We start from the raw sequence: 23105 nt of genomic DNA, 5'->3' as shown, positions 1-23105 counted from the left end.
TTCCAACCTTTCGACAAATCGTATTCGGCAAATTCGTTATATTTGCCCGAAATACGACCGATAAAATGAACGAAAAGGAGATTCAGAGCTTCTCGCTCGAAACATTGCTCACCGTCAACGAACCGCGCCCGGAAGACCTCTATTTCGATGGCTGTCTGATCGCTTCGCGCGTCAAGATCATGGACACGGTCAACATCGACCTGTTCCGCTACCCGACGCGTCTCGATGCCTTCGCGATCCTTTTTTGTTCCGAAGGTTCGATTTCGTTCACCTCGGGACTGCGCCGCCACACGCTCGACGCGAAGATGCTGTTCGTCTTCCTGCCCGGCTCGATTCTGCAAGTGGAATCCATCCGGCCGGAGTCCTCGGTCTACACGGTGATCTACGAAGAGGAGTTCATCCGGCGCATCAATATCGACATCAAACTGCTTTCGAGGCTCTTTTTAAGCGTCGAGAAACAGCCCTGCCTGCGGCTCTGCGAAGCCGAATGGGCCGGCATCACCGGCTCGTTCGCCGAAATCCGCTCCGAGAGCCTGCCCCGCCCGGGCGACGTCTATTCGCCGGAGATCCTGCGCTCGATGATCCGCACGCTGGCCTACAAGGTCTGCCGCATCATCGGGCGGCACATCGAGTCGCAGCCCGCCCCGGAGACCTCGGCCCGCAGCCGCAACGACGAGTATTTCAACCAGTTTATGAGCGAACTGACCAAACATTACATGCAGGAGCGTTCGGTGGGCTTCTACGCCGGGCAGCTGCACCTGACGCCCAAATACCTCACGACGATCATCCGCAAGACCTCGGGCCGCACCGCCGCCGAATGGATCGACGACTACGTGGTGCTCGAAGCCAAAAACCTGCTGAAATATTCGACGATGAGCATTCAGGAGATCGCCTACTGCCTCAATTTCCCCAACCAGTCGTTTTTCGGCAAGTATTTCCGCAGCCACACGGGCATGACCCCGTCGGCATACCGGATGAGCAAATAGCCGGAGGTTTTGCAGCGGTCCGACTTTTTCGTATATTTGGTGTCGTAACGACACTTTCCGAAGGTCGGCAGGTTCCACCGAGTCGCACGGCAGTCCGGTATTGCAGCGATCCGACTTTTTCGTATCTTTGTAAATAAAGTGCATTCCGATATGGCAAAATACGATTTCGATCAACTGATCCCGCGCCGGGGAACCAACTCGGTGAAGTGGGACGAGGAACCTGCGGCCGACATCCTCCCGATGTGGGTCGCCGACATGGATTTCCGCACGGCCCCGTGCGTCGTCGAGGCGCTCCGCCGCCGGGTGGAGCACGGCGTCTACGGCTACGCCACGGTCCCGGAGAGCTACTACGGGGCGGTCACGTCCTGGTTTGCCCGGCGGCACGGCTGGGCGCCCGGAGCGGACTGGATACTTCCCGTGACGGGCGTGATCCCGGCGCTCTCGGCCATTCTCCGGGCGCTGACCCGCCCCGGAGACCGGGTGCTGGTGCTGACGCCCGTCTACAACCACTTCTTCATCGCCATCGACAACAGCGGGTGCTCCGCCGCGGAGTGCGAACTGACTTACGGCGACAACCGCTATACGGTCGATTTCGACGCGCTGGAACGCCGGGCCGCCGACCCTGCCGTGAAACTGATGCTGCTCTGCAACCCGCACAACCCCGCGGGGCGGGTCTGGACGCCCGAAGAGCTGCGCCGCATCGGCGACATCTGCCTGCGCCGCGACATACTGGTCGTGGCCGACGAAATCCACTGCGAGCTGGTGATGCCGGGATTCCGCTACACCCCCTTCGCCTCGCTTTCGGAGGAGTTCGCGCGCCGCTCGGTCACCTGCGCCTCGCCCAGCAAGGCGTTCAACCTCGCGGGAGTGCAGGTGGCCAACATCTTCGCCGCCGACGCCGGCCTCCGGGAACGGATCGCCCGGTCGCTCGAAATCAACGAGACGGGCATGATCAGCCCCTTCGCCATCGAGGCTCTGACGGCGGCCTACACGGACGGCGCCGAGTGGCTCGACGCGCTCAACGGCTACCTGTGGGAAAACTACCTTTTCCTGCGGGACTACTTCGCGCGGCATCTTCCGCAGTTCCCGGTGCTTCCGCTGGAAGGAACCTACCTCGTCTGGACCGACTGCCGGGCCGCGGGGCTGTCGTCCGACGCGCTCACCCGACGGCTGCTGGACGAAGGCCGCCTGCACGTCAACTCCGGGTCCATGTACGGCGCCGCGGGCGAAGGCTTCATCCGCCTGAACATCGCCTGCCCGCGCAAACTGCTGGCCGAGGGTCTCGACCGCCTGAAAAGGGTTCTGACAACCTGAAAAACGGTTGGCTTTCCGAAAAATATTGCTATCTTTGCATAAGTTAATCACACCTGTAACCCAAATGAAGAAAATAGCACTTCTGCTGCTGTTAGCAGCCTCTTTTTCAATGCCGGCATTCGCCGCCGACGGCGCCGAACCGATCAAACTGATCTCCTACAACCTGCGCACCAGCCACGGCAAGGACGGCGACAACGTCTGGATGAAACGTCGTCACGCCACTCCGGAGATGATCCGCCGGGAGGCTCCCGACGTGTTCGGCGTGCAGGAAGGACTTATCGACCAGCTGCACTACATCGACACCGAGTGCCCGCAGTACGCCCGCGTGGGCGTGGGCCGCGACGACGGCGCCGAGAAGGGCGAGTTCATGGCCGTCTACTACCTGCGCGATCGTTTCGAGCTGCTCGACAGCGGCACGTTCTGGCTCAGCGAAACACCCGACAAGGTGTCGCGCGGCTGGGACGGGGCCTGCAACCGCACGGTGACGTGGGTCGAACTCAAGGACCGGAAGTCGGGCAAGGAGTTCTTCTATTTCAACACCCACCTCGACCACAAGGGCAAGGCGGCGCGCGAAGAGGGCGTGAAGCTGCTCATCGAAAAGATCCACGAGATCGCCGGCAAGAAAGCCCCGGCCATCGTCGGCGGCGACTTCAACACCCCGGTCGACAGCCCGATCTTCAAACCCCTGACCAAATATATGGTCTCGGCCCGCGCCAAGGCCGCGACGACCGACCACAAGGGGACTTTCAACGGGTTCGGCTCGGCTCCCGACACCATCGTCATCGACCACCTCTACTACCGCGGCAAGCTCAAATGCCAGCTATTCGCCACGCTCGACGGCAACTACGGAGCGCCCTACATTTCGGACCACTACCCCATCGCGATGGTCTTCACACTTTAAGAACACGAAAAATCCCGGAGCGCAAACTCCGGGATTTTTCGTATCGCCGCACGCCGGCCGCCCCGGCTACCCTTTCCGGCTGCGCAGGACCACGACCGACACCGCCGCCACGATCAGCAGGATGCCCGCGGCGCCCTTCGCCGTGAAAAGCTCGGCAAAAACCCAGACGCCGATCACCACGGCGGTCAGCGGCTCCATGGCCCCGAAAATCGAGGTCAGCGTCGGCCCGATGCTCTTGATGGCCTGCACCAGCGCCATGTTCGAGACGGCCGTCGCCGGAATGGCCACACCGAGGATATAGAGCCACGTATGCGGGTCGGCCTCAAGACGCACGCCGCCCGTCAGCAGGCCCCCGGCGATGAAGAACAGCGCGCCGAAGGCCATCACGCAGCAGGTCAGCACCGTGGAGTCGATCTCCACCGCGCGGCTCCGGCGCACGCCCACGATGTAACCGCCGTAGGCGACGACCGAGACGGTCGCCGAAACGATCCCCAGCGTCGTGTCGCCGTGCGAGAAATCGACGTTGCCCAGCGACAGCAGCACCGCGCCGACGATCGACATGCCGATCGCCGCGAAGGTCCACACCGAACCGCGTTCGCGGAAGAAACACATCATCACGACGGCCACGACCAGCGGATACATGAAGTGAATCGTCGAGGCCACCCCGCTGGCGATGTTCTGATAGGCGATCACCAGGCTCAGCGACGTCGCAGCGCGGAACAGGCTCAGCAGGAACACCGTGCCCAGTTCGCGCCTCCCGAGGCGGAAATCGCACCCCGCCAGCAGGCCGTAGGCTCCCAGACACAACGACGCCACACCCCAGCGGTAGGTCAGGACCTCGAACGACGAATAACCCACGCCCAGCAACAGCAGGGTGAACAGCGGGGCCAGTCCGAATGTCGACGAGGAGAGAGCCGCCCAGAGAATGCCTTTGACACGCAACATAAAAAACTCGTTTGGAGCCGCAAAAATAAGAAATATATCGCCATTCCGCACAGCCCCGGAGTGAAAAGCGCCGCCGCAAAGCGGTTTTCCCCGTTTCCCGGCCGGGGTTCCGGAATCCGCCGCCGGGACCGTCCCGAACTCCCTGCCGCCCGGCCGACTGCCGCCGGGCCTACCTCCGCCCCGCAATCGACGACAGCCGCTTTCCCGCCGCAGGCCCGGCAATCAGCGCCGAATCGCTTGCCCGTGCGGAATTTAATGCTACCTTTGCCGTATAAACCCCGATCGCATGAAATGGTACTCGAAATACCTCCCCGTCTATGAAAAGCCCTTCGCCGAAGTCCCCGCGGAGACCGTCGCCGAAGTGCGCGCGAAACTCGCCGAACGACAGTCGGACCGGCCGCTGGCGACCGTGTCGGTCATCGCCTGCAACGAGGAAAAACGGCTGACGGCCTGTCTCTGGTCGCTCGCCGAACAGCGATGCCGCTACCCGATGGAGATCATCGCCACGGACAACCTGTCGAAGGACCGCACGGCGGAGATTTTCGAAACCCTCGGTCTGCCGTGGCAGCGCGAAACGACGCCCGGATGCGGCCATGCACGCCTCTGCGGACTGAACCGCGCCCGGGGAAAATACCACATCAACATCGACGCCGACACCATATACCCGCCGCGCTACGTCGAAACGATGGTCGACGCGCTGGAACGCCGGGGCGTCGTGGCGGCCAGTTCGCTGTGGAGCTACATTCCCGACGCAGCCCACTCCGCCGCCGGACTTTGGTTCTACGAACTGGCCCGCGACACGCACCTGTGGCTCCAGTCGTTCCAACGCCCCGAATTGAGCGTCCGCGGACTGGTTTTCGCCTACGACACCGAGCTGGCCCGCAAGGTGGGCATCCGCACCGACATCATCCGCGGCGAGGACGGATCGCTGGCCCTCGGACTCAAGCCGTACGGCCGCATCGCCTTCGTCCGCAGCCGCCGGGCGCGCGCCGTGACGGGCTACGGCACCGTCTCGAAGGACGGCACGCTGCTGGACAGTTTCCGCGTGCGGGCCGTCAAGGCGCTGAAAGGCCTCGGCGGAATGTTTTTCAAAAAATCGGAATACAAGGACGAGGAGGACAATCTGTTGAAATAGCGCTTTGGCCCGGCCCCAACCAAAGGCCCGGGCCGAAGTGCGGAACCGGGCAGAAAGCACCGGGCCGAACAGAAAGCACCGGGCCGGACAGAGAGCACCGGTCCGGACAGAAAAGCATCGGACCGGACAGAAAGCACCGGGCCGGACAGAAAAGCATCGGGACTGAAACGGCGGACCCCGCCCCTCTACCCGGCCCCTTACAGCGATCAGAACCGCTTGGTGTAGGCGTGGCAATAGGGCTGCGCGCCTTTGCGGTCGTAATAGTCCTGGTGATACTCTTCCGCCGGCCAGAAGGTCGTGGCCGCCGTGACGCGCGTGGCGACGTCGTACCCTTTCGCACGCAGCTCGGCGATCAGTTTTTCAGCCGTCGCGCGCTGGGCCGGTGTCGTATAGAAGACCTCCGAACGGTACTGGTCGCCGATGTCGGGTCCCTGCCGCCCGACCTGCGTGGGGTCGTGAATCTCGAAAAAGAGCCGCGCCAGCTTTTCGTAGGAGACTTTCGCCGGATCGAACGTCACCCGCACCGCCTCGGCATGTCCCGTGCGGTGGCTGCACACCTCCTCGTAAGTGGGATTCTCCGTATGTCCGCCGATGTAGCCCGACACGACATCGAGCACCCCCGGCTCCTTCGAAAGCAGATGCTCCACGCCCCAGAAACAGCCTCCGGCGAAGATCGCCGTCTCGGTCCGCTCCTTTTTCGCCGCGGGCACGAACTCCAGCGACACGGAGTTGACACAGTGGCGCGTGTTCCGGGGCGTAAAACCCTCGCCCGTGAAAACATGGCCCAGATGACCGCCGCACCGGGCGCAGGTGATCTCCGTGCGCCGCCCGTCGGCATCGACGGTCCGTTTCACGGCTCCGGGAATCTCGTCGTCGAAACTCGGCCAGCCGCACCCCACGTCGAACTTGTCCGACGAACGGTACAACGGCGCGCCGCACTGCCGGCAGACGTAGGTTCCGTCCTCCTTGTGTTTGTAGTAGCGGCCCGTGAAGGGGGCCTCGGTCCCCTTGTCCACGATCACCCGCTTCTCCTCCGGTGTCAACGGTTTCATATTTTGTCCATTTACGGTCCCGCACAGGGCGAGGCAAATTATCAGAATAACGGTTTTCATAAATATCTCCAATCAAAAACTGCGCCGCCCGGGCAAAAAGCAGGATTCCGGAAAAGATTCCAAACGCCGATTCGGGTCCGGACCGTTTCGCCTCGCCCGCACCCCTGAAAGCCGGGTTATGACAAGGGCGGACGCCCCGTTCCGAAGCGTATCGGCCAGTCCCTGCCTATAAACCGCACATCTTGCGCCCGCGCAGGAACACCTGCCGGATCAGCGGCGTCTGGTAGGCATAGGAGAAAAATTCGATCGACGGCATCGGTTTGGTTATGAAAAAGTTGGCAACCTTACCTAAAGTGACGCTTCCGTAGTCGCGGCTCAACCCCATGGCATAGGCGCCGTTGAGCGTCGCGGCGTTGATCGCCTCGGCGGGGGTCATCTTCATGCGGATCGAGGCCAGCGAACAGACCATGCGCATGTTGCCCGAGGGCGACGACCCGGGGTTGTAGTCCGAAGCCAGCGCCACGCCCAGCCCGGCGTCGATCATCGCGCGCGCCGGAGGATAGCTCATCCCGAGGAAGAACGCCGCGCCCGGCAGCAGCGTCGGCATGGTCGCCGCGCCGCGCAACGCTTCGATCTCCTCCCGTCCCATGCGTTCGAGGTGGTCCACCGACAGGGCGTCGCAGGCCACGCCCACCTGCACGCCGCCCGAGACGGCCAGTTCGTTGGCATGGATTTTCGCCCGCAGCCCCAGTTTGCGCGCGGCCTTGAGAATACGGGCCGTCTCTTCGACCGTGAAAAAACCTTCGTCGCAGAAGACGTCGACGAAATCGGCCAGCCCTTCGGCCGCCACGGCGGGCAGCATTTCGTTGCACACCAGATCGACATACTCCCCCTGCCGTCCCCGGTAGGCACGCGCCACGGCATGCGCCCCGAGGAACGTGGCCCGCACCTCCAGCGGCACGCTTTCGCGGATGCGGCGGATGACGCGCAGCATCTTCAGCTCGTCCCCGGTCGAAAGGCCGTAGCCGCTCTTGATCTCCACGCACCCCGTACCCATCGCCGCGATCTCGCGCACGCGCTCCATCGCCTGCGCATAGAGTTCGTCCTCCGAAGTCTCGTGCAGCCGGTCGGCAGAGTTGAGAATGCCCCCGCCCCGCCGGGCGATCTCCTCGTACGACAAACCGTTGATCTTGTCCAGAAACTCCCGCTCGCGGCTCCCGGCGTAGACCAGGTGGGTGTGCGAGTCGCAGAACGACGGAAAGAGCATGCCCCCTGCCGCGTCGACGACCTCGTCGGCGGCGATGTCGCCCAGAGAGTCCATGCGTCCGAACGCCGCGAAACGGCCGTCTTCGGCCAGCAGCCACGCGTCGTCGAGCATGCCCAGCTTGTTCATGTCGGCGCCGCAGCAGCGCAGACGGCCCGTCGATTCGATGCCGACGATGCGGGCGATGTTCTTCACCAGCAGTCTCATAGGCCGCGGAGGAATCGGACGGAGGCTTCGATATGGGGATACATCACCTCGTCGTTGTCGATGAAGGGAACCTCTTTGCGATAGTCGGCCAGCATTCGCTCCAACTCGGGCGACGTGTGCGCCGGACGGCGGAACTCGATGGCCTGCGCGGCGTTGAACAGCTCGATGGCCAGCACCCGTTCGGTGTTGCAGACCACGCGCCAGAGCTTCGTGGCAGCGTTGGAACCCATGCTCACATGGTCCTCCTGCCCCTGCGACGAGGGGATCGAATCGACCGACGCGGGCATGCACAGCCCCTTGGACTGGCTCACGATCGACGCCGCGGTATACTGCGGAATCATAAAGCCGCTGTTCAGCCCGGGGTTCGCCACGAGGAATTTGGGCAGTTCGCGCGCCCCGGAGATCAGTTTGTAGGTGCGACGCTCGGAGATGTTGCCCAGCTCGGCCAGGGCGATCGCCAGGAAATCCATCGCCAGAGCGATCGGCTGTCCGTGGAAATTGCCCGCCGAGACGACCATGTCTCCCTCGGGGAAGACCGTCGGATTGTCCGTCGTGGAGTTGATTTCCGTGGTCAGCACGCTCTCCACATAGTCGATCGTGTCCTTCGAGGCTCCGTGAACCTGCGGCATGCAGCGGAACGAATAGGGGTCCTGCACGTGGTGCTTGGGGCGGGCGATCAGTTCGCTGCCTTCGAGCAGCCCGCGGACATTCCGGGCCGTGGCGAGCTGCCCCCGGTGGGCGCGGATCAGGTGCACCTCGTCGCAGAAAGGCTCGATACGACCGTCGAAGGCGTCTAACGACAACGCCCCGATGCGGTCGGCCCACTCGCTCAGCCGCCGGGCGTGGATCAGCGACCAGACGCCGTAGGCGCTCATAAACTGCGTGCCGTTCAGCAGCGCAAGGCCCTCTTTCGACTGCAACCGGATCGGCTCCAGCCCCAGTTCGGCAAGCACTTCGGCCGAGGGACGCACCTCGCCCTTATACTCCACCTCGCCCAGCCCCAGCAGCGGCAGGCTCATATGTGCCAGCGGCGCGAGGTCGCCCGAAGCACCCAGCGAACCCTGCTGATAGACGACGGGCAGGATGCCGCGGTTGAAAAACTCCACGAGACGCTCCACCGTCGCCAGCTGCACGCCCGAATGGCCGTAGGCGAGCGACTGTATCTTGAGCAGCAGAATCAGCCGCACGATCTCCGAGGGCACGCGCTCCCCGGTTCCGCAGGCGTGCGACATCACGAGGTTCTGTTGCAGGCGCGACAGCTCGTCGCGGCCCACCGAAATGTCGCACAGCGACCCGAAACCGGTCGTGATGCCGTAGATCGGCCGCTCGGGGTTCTCCATCTTGCGGTCGAGGTACTCGCGGCAGCGGACGATGCGCGCCCGGGCGTCGTCGCTCAACGCGAGCAGCAGCCGCCGTTCGAGGATTTCGCGGACGCGCCCGACCGAAAGGTGCTCCGCGGTGATATGGTGATGTTCCATGGATGACAATTCAAAATTCATAATTCGAAATTCATAATTTATCCGAAGCGCCGCCCTGTTCGTTCAGCGCCTCGCGGACAAGTTTCTCGTCGGCAAAAACAGGCAGGGTCACACGCAGTCCGGGCGTGCGGTCCATTTCGCGGCGGATGGCCTCGACGGCCCCTTCGTTACGCGCCCAGCTGCGGCGCGCGATGCCGTTGTTGACGTCCCACAGCAGCATTTCGCGGATGCGGCGGCCGGCATCCTCCGAACCGTCGATCACCATGCCGAAGCCGCCGTTGATCACCTCGCCCCAGCCCACGCCGCCGCCGTTGTGGATCGAAACCCACGTCGCGCCGCGGAACGCATCGCCGATGACGTTCTGCACGGCCATGTCGGCCGTCAGGCACGAACCGTCGTAGATGTTCGAGGTCTCGCGGTAGGGCGAATCGGTTCCCGAAACATCGTGATGGTCGCGCCCCAGCACCACGGGGGCCGTGATGCGGCCCTCGGCGATGGCCCGGTTGAACGCCTCGGCGATCTTCACGCGCCCTTCGCAGTCGGCATAGAGAATGCGCGCCTGCGACCCGACGACCAGCCGGTTGCGCCCGGCCTCGCGAATCCAGTGAATATTGTCGTCCAGCTGCCCCCGGATGTCGTCGGGAGCCGTCTTCCGGATCTCATCCAGCACTTCGGCGGCCAGAGAGTCGGTCGTTTCGAGGTCTTCGGGCTTCCCCGAGGTGCAGACCCAGCGGAACGGCCCGAAGCCGTAGTCGAAGAACATGGGTCCCATGATGTCCTGCACGTAGGAGGGATAGCGGAAGCGTCCGCCCTCGCCCGTCACCGCGGCCCCGGCGCGCGAGGCTTCCAGCAGGAAGGCATTGCCGTAGTCGAAGAAATACATTCCCCTGTCGGTCAATTTGTTGATGGCATCGACCTGCCGCCGCAGCGACTCCTGCACACACTCTCTAAAGCGGCCCGGCTCCTCGGCCATCATCTTGTTCGACGCCTCGTAGCTCAACCCCACGGGATAGTAACCGCCCGCCCAGGGGTTGTGCAGCGAGGTCTGGTCCGAACCCAGGTCTACCGGAATCTCCTCCGCGGCCAGCCGCTCCCAGAGGTCCACGACGTTGCCCACATAGGCCATCGACACGACCTCTTTCGCCTTGACAGCCTGGCGGATACGCGGGATCAGCTCATCCAGCGCTTCATGCAGCTCGTCGACCCATCCCTGCTCGTGGCGTTTCTGCGCCGCCTTGGGGTTGATCTCGGCGACGACCGACACCACGCCCGAAATATTGCCCGCCTTGGGCTGCGCTCCCGACATGCCGCCGAGACCCGACGAGACGAACAGCATCCCGCGCGTATCGGTGCGGCCGGCCGTAAAGCGTTTGCGCGCGGCGTTCATCACCGTGATCGTCGTGCCGTGGACGATGCCCTGCGGCCCGATATACATGTACGACCCGGCGGTCATCTGCCCGTACTGCGACACCCCGAGGGCGTTGAGCCGCTCCCAGTCGTCGGGCTTCGAGTAGTTGGGAATCACCATGCCGTTCGTAACCACCACGCGCGGGGCGTCGGGATGCGACGGGAACAGCCCCAGCGGATGCCCGGAATACATGACCAAGGTTTGATTTTCAGTCATTTCCGAAAGATACTGCATCGCAAGGCGGTACTGCGCCCAGTTCTGGAACACGGCGCCGTTGCCGCCGTAGGTGATCAGCTCGTGGGGATGCTGGGCGACCCGCGGGTCGAGGTTGTTCTGAATCATCAGCATGACGGCCGCCGCCTGCCGGCAGCGGGCGGGATATTCGCCGATCGGACGCGCATGCATCTCGTAGTCGGGACGCAGGCGGTACATATAGATACGGCCGTAGCGGCGCAGCTCCTCGGCGAACTCCTTCGCCAGCACGGCGTGGTGCCTGACCGGAAAATAGCGCAGGGCGTTTTTCAGAGCCAGCGTCTTCTCCTCGTCCGAAAGGATGTCCTTGCGTTTGGGCGCATGGTTGATCTGTTTGTCATAGGGTTTCGCGGCGGGCAGCCGGTCGGGAATGCCCGCGCGAATGTCGTTCTGAAACTCTTCGCGTGTCATATTATCCGATTTTAGATTCGACGATCTGCAAGACCTCCGCTTCGAGACGCACGGCTTCGGCGGCCAGCGCATCGGCTTCGGCGATCAGCGCATCGGCCACGGCACGGTCCTTCAGCCCCGCGGCGTTGATCTTCACATTGAGGCACGCCCCCAGCACCGCGCTGCGGGCCGCCAGCGCACCCACGCCGGCGTCGGAGACCGAATTGGGGTTGCCCTCCGAGGCCATGGCGCGCACGATTTCAAAAACCCGCGAGGCGGCCTTCATCGTCCGCAGAGGAACCTCCGTGGCATAGAGCGTCGCCTCCTGCAACGCGGCGCTGCGCGCCGCCTTCTCCTCGTCGGTCGACTTGGGCATGGCGAAAACCGCCATGATGCGGTTGAACGCCGCCGTGTCCTCGTCCACGAGGTGCAGAAGCTCCGCAAGAACGGCCTGCCCCCGTTCGGCCCAGTCGGAAAACTCCTCCCAGCGGTCGTCCCACCCCGCCTTGTGCGACGAGAGGTTGGCGACCATCGTCCCGAGGGCCGCGCCCAGCGCACCCATGTAGGCCGCGATCGAGCCGCCGCCCGGAGCGGGAGATTCGCTCGCCGTCTCTTCGGCGAACGCCTTGCAGGTCATGTCGATAAGCCGCTTCTTCGGAACCTCCGCTTCAAGCAGGTACTCGATCACCTTCTCGGCAGGATCGAACGGCTTCAGGTCGTCCAGTCCCATCGACTTGACGGCAATGCGTATGATCTCCTCCTCGGCGACGCCCGTCGAGCGGCGCTGCTTGCGGAGGAAGTATTTGCCGGCTTCGACCAAAGCGCGTTTCGGAACCAGCCCCACGATTTCGGTCCCCGTGACGCGCACGCCGCGGGCGTCGGCCTTGCGGCACACCTCGTCGAAAGCCGCGTGGAGCGGCGTCCGGGAGATGTCGGTGATGTTCATCGAGACCTGCGCGATGCCGTACTCCTCGATGAACCAGCCGATGGCCTTCGTGGCCGGAAGCGTTCCGGGCTGCATCACGGGATTTCCCGCGGCATCCTTCACCACCCTGCCCGTGATGGGGTTGCCCTCGCGGACGGGACGCCCCTTTTCGCGCACGTCGAAGGCGATGGCGTTGGCGCGGCGCGTGGAGGTGGTGTTCAGGTTGAAATTCACGGCGATCAGGAAGTCGCGCGCCCCGACGGTCGTAGCTCCCGTGCGGGCGACCCCCTCGTCGAAGGGACGCGCCCCGAAATCGGGCGCGGATGCCGTGTGCGCCAGTTTCTCGGGCAGGGCCTCGTACTCCCCGGCGCGGCACACGGCGAGGTTTTTCCGTTCGGGCGCAAAGGCCGCAGCCTCGTAGCAATAGGTCGGGATGCGCAGTTCGTCGGCGATACGCCGGGCCAGCGCACGCGCCAGTTCGGCGCACTCCGCAAGCGTGACGCCCGCAATCGGTATCAGCGGCAGCACGTCGGTGGCCCCCATGCGGGGATGCGCCCCCTTGTGGCGGCGCATGTCGATCAGTTCGGCCGCCCGCTTCACCCCGGCAAAAGCGGCCTCGACGACCGCTTCGGGTTCGCCGACGAAGGTCACGACCGTGCGGTTGGTCGCCTCGCCGGGGTCCACGTCGAGCAGTTTGACGCCCCCGGAGGCCTCGATGGCCGCGGTGATTTGCCGGATCACGGCCTTATCGCGCCCCTCGCTGAAATTGGGAACGCATTCAATGATTCTTTGGGACATAGGATCGTCGCATTTAAATTCTTATACTTCAAAGATAAATAATAATCGGGAGAAATCCGAAAAAACCGTAACAAAACAGGCGGCTTTTTGCGAAAAACAGAAAGGCCCGGTGCATTTGTGCACCGGGCCAGGATTGCAGCCGGACCGAAATCCGGGGGCGGAAGCGCCCCGGTCTCGGAAAAGAGAGGTTATTTGCCGATGGTCAGCGTCACCCCGCCCGTACACCAGAAACCCGGCAGGCGGATTCCGCCGATGTCGCAGTAGCGCGTGTCGGTGATGTTCGTGGCGTCGACGTAGAGGCGGCAGATGCCCTTCTCCCACTGGAGACGTCCGTCGAGCAGGAAATAGGGCTTGTAGTCGCGTTCTTCGTTAAGGGAGGCGTTGCCCGGTTCGGGGTAATGCGTATAGCTGCCGTTGCGGTCGTAGACCGAGCCGGTCAGCGCAAGCGACATCCGCCGCAGGAAATGCACCTCCACGGCCAATGCCGCCTTGTGACGCATGAAATCCATCGCGCTTTTGGCGATGACGTCCGCGTTCCGGTCGGTCGTGATGTAGCCGTACGAGAGCGTCACGCGGCGCAGGAAGCCTTCCGAAACCGTATAGCCGCCCGCGAGTTCGATCCCGAAGGTATCGAGGCTGCTCGTCTGTTCGGAATGCCACTTGCTGCCCATGTCCTCGCGCCAGACCCAGTCGATGATGTCGCGCCCGGAGCGGTAATAGGCTTGCGCCGAAAGGTTCCAGCTCCGCTTGAGGTAATCCACACCAAGTCGGTATGTGACTGCGTGTTCCGGCGTAAGATCGAGATTGTTGATCTGCGCCGGGGAGGTGTAGTAGAGGTCCGTGAAGGTCGGCAGGCGCATCGACTGCCACGCCCCGGCTTCGAGGCGCAGCCCGGCCGCGGGGGCATAGCCCGCCGAAAGGCTCCACAGGGCCGAAGTGCCGTAGGGCGTGAGGCTCACGCCCGCCGAAGCCGCCGCGTCGAAATGCCGCCACCGCTTGGCGTGCCGCAGCCACAGGTTGCCCGTGTGGCGCGCCTTGGCATGGGTGTAATGGCCTTCGGGAACCGAAAGCTTGTCACCCAGATTGGTGCTGTAAATGTGGTTGAAAGCATAGTCTCCGCCCACGGTGGTAACGCCCGCCGCCCAGTCGCAGTCGGCCCAGAGCTTCGCTCCGACATTGTCCGTGTTGTGGCGGTTCATCGCCGTGCCGCGCGTCCAGTCGTAGCGGTCGAAGTTCTTGCGGTAGCTCGCGGCGGCCCCCAGCGAAAAGCGGCCTGCGGTTTTCAGCCACCGCAGCGACCCCAGGGCCGTGGCGGTATGCTCCCACTGGTCGGGATTGTAGGCCGCATAGAAACCGTTGGAGCCGAAATCGCGGTCCTGCCACCCGGCCTGCAAGTCGAAGAACCCGGCCCGCCCGCCGTCGTAGGTCGCCCGTACGAATGCGTTGTAGTTGGAGAAATCGGTATTGTGCCGGTAGCCGTCGCTGCGGCGGTACGAAGCCGCGCCGAGCACCGAGAAGCGTCCCGCACTCACCGCGCCCGAAAGATTCCCGTAGCCATAGCCGTACTGGCCGCCCGAGGCTTCGAGGCGCAGGTAGGTGGGCCGCAGCGGCGCGGTGCGGATGTTCACCGCACCGGCGTAGGCTCCAACGCCCGGAACGCCGTCGATCAGTTCGACGGCCGAAATGCAGTCGAGGTCGACGGGCAGCGCGTGGGACTGATGCCCGGTGCGGGCATCGGTGAAATCAATGCCGTTGAGAAGGACCATGGTCTGGTCGAAAGAGCCTCCCCGGATGAAGATGTCGGCCTGCGTTCCCTTGCCTCCGCGTTCGCGGACATCGACCGAAGGAGCAAGGCGCAGGGCGGCTTCCAGAGTCTGGACAGGCGCCGGGGCCTGGGCTTTCCGGTCGAAAAGCGGGGTGTGCGACTGGGCGTTGCGCGCGGGAGCCGTCTGACTCCCGGTGACGCCGACTTCCCGTATCCGCAATGTCTTGAGGACAGCGGTCGTGTCGACAGTCTGCGCGGACGCACCTTGCGTCGCAAGCAGCAGGATCGACATCCCGACAGAGAGGACCCCGATAGTCACATAACGGTGGAGGCTGGCAAAAACCGACCAGTTTTTGCGACTCCAACGCTTGAAGCAGGGGTACTGCTTTGTTTGGATGTTTTCCATTTGTTTGAAATTTGGGTTAAAAGTGAAAAAACGTCCGAACCGGGTCCGGCTGCTGATCCCCGGTTCGGACGCGCAAAGGTAACAAAAAAAACGGGCTACACAGGCCCGTTTGTGTAAATCGCACAGAAGCAATCAGTCAACCCGCTGTCATTCAGTTGAACAGCGCCTCGACCTTCTCCACGACGTCGTTTTCGTCGGGTTCGAGCGGGAAGACGTGGCTCGGCTTGAGATACCACAGCTCCTTGCCCTCCTTGAAGTGCTCCTCGCCGCCGCCCGTGACATTGAGCATGACGGTGGCGTCCTTCTCGATTTTACCCGCGTTCACGGCATTGACGAGCGACGCCAGCGCAACGCCCGCCGCCGAATAGATGTCGACGCCTTCGAGTTCGTGGAACAGCTTGCGGGCCTTGCGCGCCATGGCGTTCGTGGCCACGAAAACCTCGCCGCCGGTGGCTTTCAGCGCATCGAAAAGACCGCCCGTGACGCTGTAAGGCGGACGGCGGTTCGAAAGCACCTTGGCGTCGATGATCTCCGCGTCGCGGCGCGCCTTGTCGTCGTCGTAAGGCAGCAGCTTGCGCGATGCCGCCTGCCAGGCGTCGTACATCGGGACGAACGGGGCGTTCTGCGCCACCATCAGTTTCATCGTATTCCGCCCGAAGCGGCCGTCCTCCACCAGACGCATGTTAGCCTCCCAAGCGGCAATGGCGCCCGTGCCGCTGCCCACAGCCTGGAAATAGTAGTCGGGAATGCGGCCGATGGTCGTCACGGCCGAAAGGACCGTGCAGGCCATGCCGTCGCGACGCGCGACGTTCTTGGCGCCGCCCTCGGCGTAGAAGCCGGGGCTTTTCAGCGCGATGTCGCTCAAATGGATGGCGTCGAAATAGTCGCCGCCCTTCTCGCACGAAATGAGTTTCACGCAGGGGTTCAGCGGCTGGTCGAACCACAGCGCGCCGATATTGTCGTAGGGAACCGAGAGCAGCAGCCTGATGTTATTGTCCGAGCAGACCTTGGCGAAGGCCCGGGCGGTGTTTCCGGCCGAAGCCACCACCAGCACGCGCCGTTCGTCGGCAGCGGCGCGGCCGCAGACCGAATAGGCCTCGGTCTCCTTGAACGAGCAGGTCGACATCGTGGCCCCGATGGCCGGATACCAGCCGTTGAAGGTGATCCAGAGGTTTTCCAGCCCGAGGTGCGCGGCGAGGCCCTTGCTCTTATAGGTCACGGGAGCCGACGAACCTTTGAGGATACGCCGCACGGGCATCCAGTCCGAGAAACGGTACAGGCCCCAGTCGGCGGGCTTCACGTCGATCTGTTTGCGGGCGTATTTGGTGCGCACGAGCGAAGGCTCCTTGCACTGCGGGTCGGCAAGCATCCAGCCGGCGTCTTCGAATTCGCGGCCCGTGGCGACACATTCCAACGTGTAGGGGGTAGGTGTGAAATTTTCCATGAAGAGGTTTCGTATATCTGAATTCAATATTGTCTATGACATGCGGTTCCGGAAGTCCTCGTAGCCGAATTCGCGGATGACGTCGGTGCGGCCGTCGCGGCGCGCGATGACGATGGCCGGATGGTGGACGCCGTTGAACATCGTGGTCTTGACCATCGTGTAGTGGATCATGTCCTCGAAGACGACGCGCTCCCCCACCTTCAGCTCGCGGTCGAAAGCCCAGTCGCCGCAGTAGTCGCCCGCAAGGCAGCTCGTGCCGCCCATGCGCCAGCGCTTTTCGCCGTCGGCAGGTTCATGCGCTCCGATGACGGCGGGTTTGTAGGGCATTTCGAGGCAGTCGGGCATGTGGCAGGCGAACGACACGTCGAGCATCGCCGTCGTCACCCCGCCGTTCTCCACGATGTCCTCGACGGTCGAAACCAGAAAGCCCGTGCGCCACGTGAAGGCGCTGCCGGGTTCGAGAATCAGCCGCAGGTTCGGATGGCGGGACCTGAACGCCTTCAGCAGGGCGATCAGGCGGTCGCAGTCATACCACGAGGCCGTCATCAGGTGGCCGCCGCCCATGTTGAGCCATTTGATCCGGTCGAGATACGCTCCAAAATGCGTCTCGACGGCCTCCAGCGCCTTTTGCAGATGCTCCGGGCGCGATTCGCAGAGGACGTGGAAATGCAGCCCCTCGACACCCGCCGGAAGTCCGCCGTGCGCCGCCAGCTGTTCGGCCGTGACGCCCAGCCGCGAGCCGGGGACGCAGGGGTTGTAGAGGTCCGTCTCGACGGGCGAATACTGCGGGTTGATCCGCAGGCCGCAGGAAATGCCGTTGATAAGGGCTTTCTGGCCGAAGCGGCGGAACTGCGACAGCGAATTGAACGTGATATGATCGCTGCAATTGAGGATTTCGTCGATATTGGAGTCCGTGTAGACCGGGGCGTAGGTGTGGGCGGGACGCCCGAACTCCTCGAAAACGAGACGCGCCTCGGCGGCGGAACTTGCAGTCGCACCGTCGGAATGCTTCGCCAGCTCGGGAAAAATGCTCCACATGGCGCAGGCCTTCAGGGCGACGATAATTTCGGCGCCCGATTCCCGGCGCACACGGTCGACAGTCGCCAGGTTCCGGTCCAGCAGCTCCTCGTCGAGGACGTAGCACGGTGAAGGCAGTTTCAGAAAGTCAATCATCGAATTGTTTTTAGTTGGATTTCATCCTTCGTTTTCTCCGCTCGGCATAATCCGGGCAAGCCCGGCTCTGCCCTCGCTCAACGAAAACGTCCAAAACAGTTGCAAAAGTAGCAAAAACCTCCTGAAAACCACGCTGCGCAGGCTTGGTTTTCGGGAAAATACGCATTTATACTTATCGCTTGCGAAACCCGGTCCGGAAATAAGCATCGGAGCCGGTCGCCGGCAGGGGCATTTCGGGAAAAGCGGTTCTGCGGAAAACGATACGACAGTTTTGATTTTGGAGGAGCGGAAAATCCCGCTGCGGTTTTCGATCGGTGCGGTGCATCTGTCGTGCATCGTGAAAAATCCCCGGATGGGACGTACTTCGGCACTATCCATCCGGGGATTTTGAGGGATGTGCGGCATCTGCGCCGCAATCTTCAAAAACCTACACTTCGAGATTCACATCGAACAGCTCGTGCCACGGCAGGCCCTGCTCGCCCAGCTCGGCGAGGAACGGATCGGGATCGAACTCCTCGACGTTGAACACGCCGGCGCCGCGCCAGAGGCCCTTGGCCCACATCGAAGCGCCCAAAGCCGCCGGAACGCCCGTGGTGAACGACACGGCCTGCGTGCCGGTCTCCTTGAAAGCTTGTTCGTGGTCGCAGTTGTTATAAATATAGTAGGTGCGCTCCTTGCCGTCCTTCAGGCCCTTGATGCGGCAGCCGATCGAGGTCTGGCCGTGATAGTTGGCGCCCAGAGACTTGGGATCGGGAAGAACCGCCTTGAGGAACTGGATCGGGACGATCTCGACCCCGTTGTAGATGATCGGGTCGATACGCGCCATGCCGATGTTCTGGATCACGCGCAGGTGCGTCAGGTACTCCTGACCGAAGGTCATCCAGAAGCGCGCACGCCGGATCGTGGGATAGTTCTTCACGAGCGACTCCAGCTCCTCGTGGTAGATGACGTACGACTCGCGCTCGCCGATGCCCGGATAATTGAGCGGCTTGTGGATCTCGTGCGGCTCGGTCACCACCCACTCTCCGTTCTCGTAATAACGCCCTTTCTGGGTCACCTCGCGGATGTTGATCTCGGGGTTGAAGTTCGTGGCGAAAGCCATGCCGTGGTTGCCGGCGTTGCAGTCGACGATGTCGAGGTAGTGGATTTCATCGAAATGGTGCTTGGCGGCATAGGCCGTGAAGATGGCCGTCACGCCCGGGTCGAAACCACAGCCGAGGATCGCCGTGAGTCCCGCGGCCTTGAAGCGGTCCTGATAGGCCCACTGCCACGAGTATTCGAAATGCGCCTCGTCCTTCGGCTCGTAGTTGGCCGTGTCGAGGTAGTTGCAGCCGCATTCGAGGCAGGCGTCCATGATCGTGAGATCCTGGTACGGAAGCGCCACGTTGACCACGATGTCGGGTTTGAACGCGCGGAACAGTTCGCACAGCTGCGGCACGCTGTCGGCGTCGACCTCGGCGGTCTTCACGCGGTTGCCGCCGATGGCGGCCGCAACGGCGTCGCATTTGGATTTGGTACGGCTGGCCAGCATCACGTCCGTGAAGACGGGATTGGCCGCGATTTTCTGCGTCACCACCGTTCCGACGCCGCCGGCTCCGATTATCAGCGCTTTACACATAGAATTATTCGGTTTTAAAAGTTAGATTTCATCTTAACGCCTACAAAAATATCCTTTTATTTCGGCAAAACAAAATCCGCGCGCCAAATTTCACAATCCCGGCCGGCCGAAACCGCCGGAAGATGCCCGGACGCCTATCGCCTGCAGGCGGCATCCGGCAGCCGGAAAGGCAAAAAACACACTTTTGCGCAAAATTTGCAGGCCGGGTATTGGATTTTAAAAATAAATCCGTACATTTGCACCACCAAAACGGAAACGATTCCCATTTTGGCACACGGAGATTCCGTAGCTCAGCTGGTAGAGCACAACACTTTTAATGTTGGGGTCCTGGGTTCGAGCCCCAGCGGGATCACCAGAGAAAGGAAGGTCGAGGCCTTCCTTTTTTCGTTTTCGGGAAGGAGAGACCGGTTTTATCCGGCCGGTTCCCGCGCATCGGCCGCGTCAGGTCAACGCTCTCCGGAAAGCAGGTCGACGTATTCCCACTCCCGGCCGCCGGCACGTTTGAGTTTCGGAGGCTCGCTGCAACACTGGCTGATCGCCGAGCGGCTGACGCCGTATTTGGCGGCGGCTTCCCGAAGCGTGTCGAACACCTCACCGGTGGTGATGCACCTTACCTTCCGGCTTCGTCGTCGCAGCATCGCCCAAACGGAGCATTTCCGGCAGCCGGAAGAGCGGGATTTCGCGATGAGGCCATACGCCTGCGCCGACCATACATGGCCGCAGGCCCTGCACTCGAATGTCATGCGGGTCTGGCTGTTGACATACTCGGTCAGAGGGACGATCTCCGGATGCAACAGGTTCAATCTTTCGACGAACCGTTCATGCGTGAGTTTCAACCTGCCGGCACAGCTGGCGCATCCCGAACCCCGGCGCAGGGTCGTGGGCGCAACGGACCACTCGTGATTGCAGACCTTGCACCGCACCCTGATTTTATCAGAGGCCCTCGTGTATTCGCCGATAACCTCGATTTTATCATTGATCCCGGCCAGCTCCGCCCGGAATTCTTCGGTGGTCATCCGCCGCGAATCCAGTTCGGCCCTCCTCCGGATCGTCTCCCATTCGCCCGCGGCGAGGTCCGAATCCAGCCCGAACGCCCCGAGGAGGGTTTTCGTCACCGCAACCAGCTTGTCCATATTCCGGCGGGAGGCAAGGTCGCAGGGAGTCACCAGGCAATCGTCGAAAGGAACGGCCGTTTCATCATAATGGTCATATACGGTTATCAGCCGGATGCCTTTCCTTTCGCACAGCAGACGCTTTTCCCGATCCCTCTCCACCAGATTCCGATGCCAGTACCACGAACCGGGTTCCACGGCCGCCCTCAAGGCGGGAATGCAGACGTCCAGTTCGACACCTGCCGCAGTCTTGTCCCGCGACAGGACTTCCGATTCGCCGAGCATGCGGACAAAGGCGTGGCGGATAAACTGTTCCGGAAAGGAAGTGCATGCCCTGTGGCAGTTCGGACAGCCGCCACCGTGCAGAACATCGCTCGGCTTTACTTCGTACTCGTATTTGCAGGCGTTGCAGCGGAGAGGGATCGGCGTCGTATAGTTTACATATTTCCCGCCCTCCCGGACGACGAGATTCCGGTCGATTTTATGGAGGCGTTTCAAAAAACGCTCCATCGTCAGCCGCTGGGACGCTCCCCGGCGGGAATGCGCGCACAACGGACATCCCCGGCCGTTAAGTATATGCGCAGGGGTCACGTCCCATTCGTGTCCGCATTTCAGGAACCGGAACCGGGTCTTTTCGAGCGCTTTCACATACGGGCCGACGATGATCACGTCATCCCTTCTGGATTTTAGCTCCTCCACGAACTCCGCGTGGGATTTCCGCATGGTTCCCGCGCACTTGGGACAACCGTGGCCGCGCAACAGGCTGCCCCCGACCGGCGCCCACTCCCAACCGCATACGTCGCATCTTACGGCAACCCGGGAGAGGCAGTTTTCGTATGTTCCGACGACCGTGATTTTGAGATTCCGCGCCTTCAGGGCACGCACGAATTCCGGGTGGCTCTTTTTCTTCATCATGCGATCGGGTTATGCGGTAAAACGGAAGAGCCGGCATAAGCCGGCTCCCGTCAGTGTGCGATGGATCGGGGACGTTTCAGGTGCGCCCAGGCCGAATGCACGAAGGCGCCGGCAAGACCCTCGTCGAAGACCAGCCGGTGTTTCCAGCGGTTCGCCCACCAGCGGCGGGTCTTGAACCGGACCACGCGCAGCAACCCTTCGGGCTGCTCGCCGGAGAACGCCGGGGAGAGGATTTCGTCCAGCACCCGCTTTTCGAGTTCGGCGTCGCGTTCGAAATCCGGGAGCGACGGGGCCTCCAGCCCCAGGCAGTCGACGCAGAGGGCGTTGAGGCAGTTCAGAAACCCGACCATCCGGGTCTCCCGGGCCACGGCGTACAGAGCCGGCCAGTCGATCCGGTCGTGGCAGTGCGCGACGAAGACGCACCAGTCCAGAACATGCCGCAGGCCGATGTTGATCGCCGCGAAATGCACGGCGGCATGGCGCAGCAGGAACAGGGCGTTGAGCTGCTCCGAAGGCAGGTAGACGGCTACGCCCGCAACGGCGACCGACTCGCCGGGCTGCGCGGCATACTGCTTGAACAGCCGTTCGAGACGCGCGTTGGAGGCGTGCGTCTCCTTATTGACAAAGTCGTAATGGTTCTCGACCATGATGCCGTCGACGTCGAACGTCGTGTGGTGCTCCTTGTGCACGTCGACCGGAACGCCCCACTCCCGGGCGACCAGCTTGTCGGCCTCGGGCTGACGCCCGAAAAGCCAGATGTCGATGTCCCCGCAGGGACGGTGTTCCGGAACGGGATAGAAAAGGCTCAAGCCGTAGCCCTTGAGCAGCATCATCGGGATCGCATGCTCGCGGTAGAACGCCGCGAGGCGGGCGATGGCCCGCTCCTGCCGGCGGTAGACCTTTTCGATCCGTTCGACGTTGACGGCCCATTGCAGGCGCAGCGCCCTGGGCGGCCGCATCGCTTCGGGCAGGAGCTGCATCCCGTCCCACGCCTGGGCCAGCACGCCCTGCACCGAGGAGAGGTCGTAGATTTCACGCCACTGCGCCGCGTCGGTCCCCTCGAACAGCGATGCGTCGTCCATACGGTTGCGCAGCGTCGCCCGCACGAGGGCGAACAGTCGTTCGGCAGCCCGCGTCATCGCACCATGTCCTCCGGCGCCAACGGCGCATAGGGACCGTCCTTGACCTCGAACAGCACCGTGCCGCTTTCGAGAACCTCCAGCGTGTGCCACTGCCCTTTGGGGACGTGGATGCCGTAGACGCCTTTCAGCGGGTCGAGCGCGAAACGCTGCGTCTGGCGGCCGTGCTCGTCGCAGAAAATCACGTCGAAGCGGCCGCGCAGGATGACATAGGTTTCATCCGTGTGGGGATGGCGGTGCACGGGCAGCACCGTGCCCGGCTCCAGGGCGTTGAGCAGACGCTGGGCCTTGGCGTCGAGCGAGTCGTGAAGGTTGAAATTCATCCGCAGGCGTTCGCTCGTCTTCGCCCGGGCGGTCACTTCGTCCAGAAGTTTATCGTCGAGAATCATACTGTCTATGGTTTGAATTAGTCCCGGTAAAGATAGCGATACTTTGCAAAAAAACAGGCACGGAGATCGGATTTTCGCAAAAAAACCGT

General features: G+C 62.7%; 17 protein-coding genes and 1 tRNA gene. 5 read left to right on the top strand and 13 right to left on the bottom strand.

The genetic code is table 11. The features are described from left to right. The first annotated feature begins 65 nt into the window (after positions 1-65). The 3 genes from NQ492_RS14795 to NQ492_RS14785 all read left to right on the top strand — a co-directional run bounded on the left by NQ492_RS14795 (position 66) and on the right by NQ492_RS14785 (position 3201). Entirely contained in the window at positions 66-986 is a 921-nt protein-coding gene (locus NQ492_RS14795; RefSeq protein WP_015546052.1) for a helix-turn-helix domain-containing protein, read from the top strand. 150 nt (positions 987-1136) lie between these two features. Continuing rightward, positions 1137-2300 carry a MalY/PatB family protein gene (locus tag NQ492_RS14790; RefSeq protein ID WP_015546051.1) on the top strand — a complete coding sequence of 388 codons (1164 nt, stop codon included), beginning with the start codon at positions 1137-1139 and terminating at the stop codon, positions 2298-2300. A gap of 64 nt (positions 2301-2364) precedes the next feature. Continuing rightward, positions 2365-3201: an endonuclease/exonuclease/phosphatase family protein gene (locus NQ492_RS14785; protein WP_044053960.1), complete on the top strand. Its 837-nt coding sequence runs from the start codon at positions 2365-2367 to the stop codon at positions 3199-3201. A 66-nt stretch (positions 3202-3267) separates the two neighbouring features. On the opposite strand, the gene NQ492_RS14780 is transcribed toward NQ492_RS14785, so the two are convergent. Continuing rightward, a complete protein-coding gene (locus NQ492_RS14780; protein ID WP_015546049.1) occupies positions 3268-4146 on the bottom strand; it encodes a DMT family transporter in 879 nt (292 codons plus the stop codon). 286 nt (positions 4147-4432) lie between these two features. On the opposite strand from NQ492_RS14780, the gene NQ492_RS14775 reads away from it, so the two are divergent. Continuing rightward, positions 4433-5281, top strand: coding sequence for a glycosyltransferase family 2 protein (locus NQ492_RS14775; protein WP_015546048.1), 849 nt, complete (start codon positions 4433-4435; stop codon positions 5279-5281). A 206-nt stretch (positions 5282-5487) separates the two neighbouring features. Here the strand turns inward: NQ492_RS14775 and NQ492_RS14770 are convergent, their stop codons facing one another. The 9 genes from NQ492_RS14770 to NQ492_RS14730 all read right to left on the bottom strand — a co-directional run bounded on the left by NQ492_RS14770 (position 5488) and on the right by NQ492_RS14730 (position 19461). After that, positions 5488-6333: a bifunctional methionine sulfoxide reductase B/A protein gene (locus NQ492_RS14770; protein ID WP_015546047.1), complete on the bottom strand. Its 846-nt coding sequence runs from the start codon at positions 6331-6333 to the stop codon at positions 5488-5490. Between the two features lie 226 nt (positions 6334-6559). Continuing rightward, complete coding sequence (gene hutI, locus NQ492_RS14765; RefSeq protein ID WP_015546046.1) at positions 6560-7804, bottom strand: imidazolonepropionase; 1245 nt, start codon at positions 7802-7804, stop codon at positions 6560-6562. After that, positions 7801-9282: a histidine ammonia-lyase gene (gene hutH, locus NQ492_RS14760; protein ID WP_015546045.1), complete on the bottom strand. Its 1482-nt coding sequence runs from the start codon at positions 9280-9282 to the stop codon at positions 7801-7803. Before hutH ends, hutI begins: the two co-directional genes overlap by 4 nt. Positions 9283-9313: 31 nt before the next feature. Next, positions 9314-11353 carry a urocanate hydratase gene (locus NQ492_RS14755; protein WP_015546044.1) on the bottom strand — a complete coding sequence of 680 codons (2040 nt, stop codon included), beginning with the start codon at positions 11351-11353 and terminating at the stop codon, positions 9314-9316. A 1-nt stretch (position 11354) separates the two neighbouring features. Continuing rightward, on the bottom strand, positions 11355-13055 hold the full coding sequence (ftcD, locus tag NQ492_RS14750; RefSeq protein ID WP_015546043.1) for a glutamate formimidoyltransferase: 1701 nt from the start codon (positions 13053-13055) through the stop codon (positions 11355-11357). 188 nt (positions 13056-13243) lie between these two features. Beyond that, complete coding sequence (locus NQ492_RS14745; protein ID WP_044053959.1) at positions 13244-15226, bottom strand: TonB-dependent receptor plug domain-containing protein; 1983 nt, start codon at positions 15224-15226, stop codon at positions 13244-13246. Between the two features lie 151 nt (positions 15227-15377). After that, the gene (locus NQ492_RS14740; RefSeq protein ID WP_022062338.1) at positions 15378-16670 is read right to left on the bottom strand and encodes a cysteate synthase; all 1293 of its coding nucleotides are present in this window, start codon (positions 16668-16670) and stop codon (positions 15378-15380) included. A 33-nt stretch (positions 16671-16703) separates the two neighbouring features. Then, complete coding sequence (nspC, locus tag NQ492_RS14735; protein ID WP_015546041.1) at positions 16704-17843, bottom strand: carboxynorspermidine decarboxylase; 1140 nt, start codon at positions 17841-17843, stop codon at positions 16704-16706. 427 nt (positions 17844-18270) lie between these two features. Further along, entirely contained in the window at positions 18271-19461 is a 1191-nt protein-coding gene (locus tag NQ492_RS14730; protein ID WP_015546040.1) for a saccharopine dehydrogenase family protein, read from the bottom strand. Positions 19462-19740: 279 nt separating this feature from the next. Between NQ492_RS14730 and NQ492_RS14725 the strand changes: the two genes are divergently transcribed. Next, positions 19741-19816 (top strand) — tRNA-Lys (locus tag NQ492_RS14725). Positions 19817-19907: 91 nt separating this feature from the next. Here the strand turns inward: NQ492_RS14725 and NQ492_RS14720 are convergent. The 3 genes from NQ492_RS14720 to NQ492_RS14710 are packed head-to-tail and all read right to left on the bottom strand — an operon-like array spanning position 19908 to position 23016. Beyond that, on the bottom strand, positions 19908-21488 hold the full coding sequence (locus NQ492_RS14720) for a PDDEXK family nuclease (RefSeq protein WP_015546039.1): 1581 nt from the start codon (positions 21486-21488) through the stop codon (positions 19908-19910). Between the two features lie 50 nt (positions 21489-21538). Further along, positions 21539-22627, bottom strand: a complete 1089-nt coding sequence (locus tag NQ492_RS14715; RefSeq protein ID WP_015546038.1) for a nucleotidyltransferase domain-containing protein — start codon at positions 22625-22627, stop codon at positions 21539-21541. Further along, the gene (locus tag NQ492_RS14710) at positions 22624-23016 is read right to left on the bottom strand and encodes a WbuC family cupin fold metalloprotein (RefSeq protein ID WP_015546037.1); all 393 of its coding nucleotides are present in this window, start codon (positions 23014-23016) and stop codon (positions 22624-22626) included. Before NQ492_RS14710 ends, NQ492_RS14715 begins: the two co-directional genes overlap by 4 nt. Positions 23017-23105: the final 89 nt, after the last annotated feature.

The sequence above is a fragment of the Alistipes shahii WAL 8301 genome (assembly GCF_025145845.1).
Classification (GTDB): Bacteria; Bacteroidota; Bacteroidia; order Bacteroidales; family Rikenellaceae; genus Alistipes; species Alistipes shahii.
Note: the sequence above shows the minus strand (reverse complement) of the source record. Positions and strands in the feature narration are given on the sequence as shown.

What these genes read in the sequence shown, in the direction of transcription:
- NQ492_RS14795 (WP_015546052.1), top strand. Translation starts at nt 66, where the DNA reads ATGAACGAAAAGGAGATTCAGAGCTTCTCGCTCGAAACATTGCTCACC.
- NQ492_RS14790 (WP_015546051.1), top strand. Translation starts at nt 1,137, where the DNA reads ATGGCAAAATACGATTTCGATCAACTGATCCCGCGCCGGGGAACCAAC.
- NQ492_RS14785 (WP_044053960.1), top strand. Translation starts at nt 2,365, where the DNA reads ATGAAGAAAATAGCACTTCTGCTGCTGTTAGCAGCCTCTTTTTCAATG.
- NQ492_RS14780 (WP_015546049.1), bottom strand. Translation starts at nt 4,146, where the DNA reads ATGTTGCGTGTCAAAGGCATTCTCTGGGCGGCTCTCTCCTCGTCGACA.
- NQ492_RS14775 (WP_015546048.1), top strand. Translation starts at nt 4,433, where the DNA reads ATGAAATGGTACTCGAAATACCTCCCCGTCTATGAAAAGCCCTTCGCC.
- NQ492_RS14770 (WP_015546047.1), bottom strand. Translation starts at nt 6,333, where the DNA reads ATGAAACCGTTGACACCGGAGGAGAAGCGGGTGATCGTGGACAAGGGG.
- hutI (WP_015546046.1), bottom strand. Translation starts at nt 7,804, where the DNA reads ATGAGACTGCTGGTGAAGAACATCGCCCGCATCGTCGGCATCGAATCG.
- hutH (WP_015546045.1), bottom strand. Translation starts at nt 9,282, where the DNA reads ATGGAACATCACCATATCACCGCGGAGCACCTTTCGGTCGGGCGCGTC.
- NQ492_RS14755 (WP_015546044.1), bottom strand. Translation starts at nt 11,353, where the DNA reads ATGACACGCGAAGAGTTTCAGAACGACATTCGCGCGGGCATTCCCGAC.
- ftcD (WP_015546043.1), bottom strand. Translation starts at nt 13,055, where the DNA reads ATGTCCCAAAGAATCATTGAATGCGTTCCCAATTTCAGCGAGGGGCGC.
- NQ492_RS14745 (WP_044053959.1), bottom strand. Translation starts at nt 15,226, where the DNA reads ATGGAAAACATCCAAACAAAGCAGTACCCCTGCTTCAAGCGTTGGAGT.
- NQ492_RS14740 (WP_022062338.1), bottom strand. Translation starts at nt 16,670, where the DNA reads ATGGAAAATTTCACACCTACCCCCTACACGTTGGAATGTGTCGCCACG.
- nspC (WP_015546041.1), bottom strand. Translation starts at nt 17,843, where the DNA reads ATGATTGACTTTCTGAAACTGCCTTCACCGTGCTACGTCCTCGACGAG.
- NQ492_RS14730 (WP_015546040.1), bottom strand. Translation starts at nt 19,461, where the DNA reads ATGTGTAAAGCGCTGATAATCGGAGCCGGCGGCGTCGGAACGGTGGTG.
- NQ492_RS14720 (WP_015546039.1), bottom strand. Translation starts at nt 21,488, where the DNA reads ATGATGAAGAAAAAGAGCCACCCGGAATTCGTGCGTGCCCTGAAGGCG.
- NQ492_RS14715 (WP_015546038.1), bottom strand. Translation starts at nt 22,627, where the DNA reads ATGACGCGGGCTGCCGAACGACTGTTCGCCCTCGTGCGGGCGACGCTG.
- NQ492_RS14710 (WP_015546037.1), bottom strand. Translation starts at nt 23,016, where the DNA reads ATGATTCTCGACGATAAACTTCTGGACGAAGTGACCGCCCGGGCGAAG.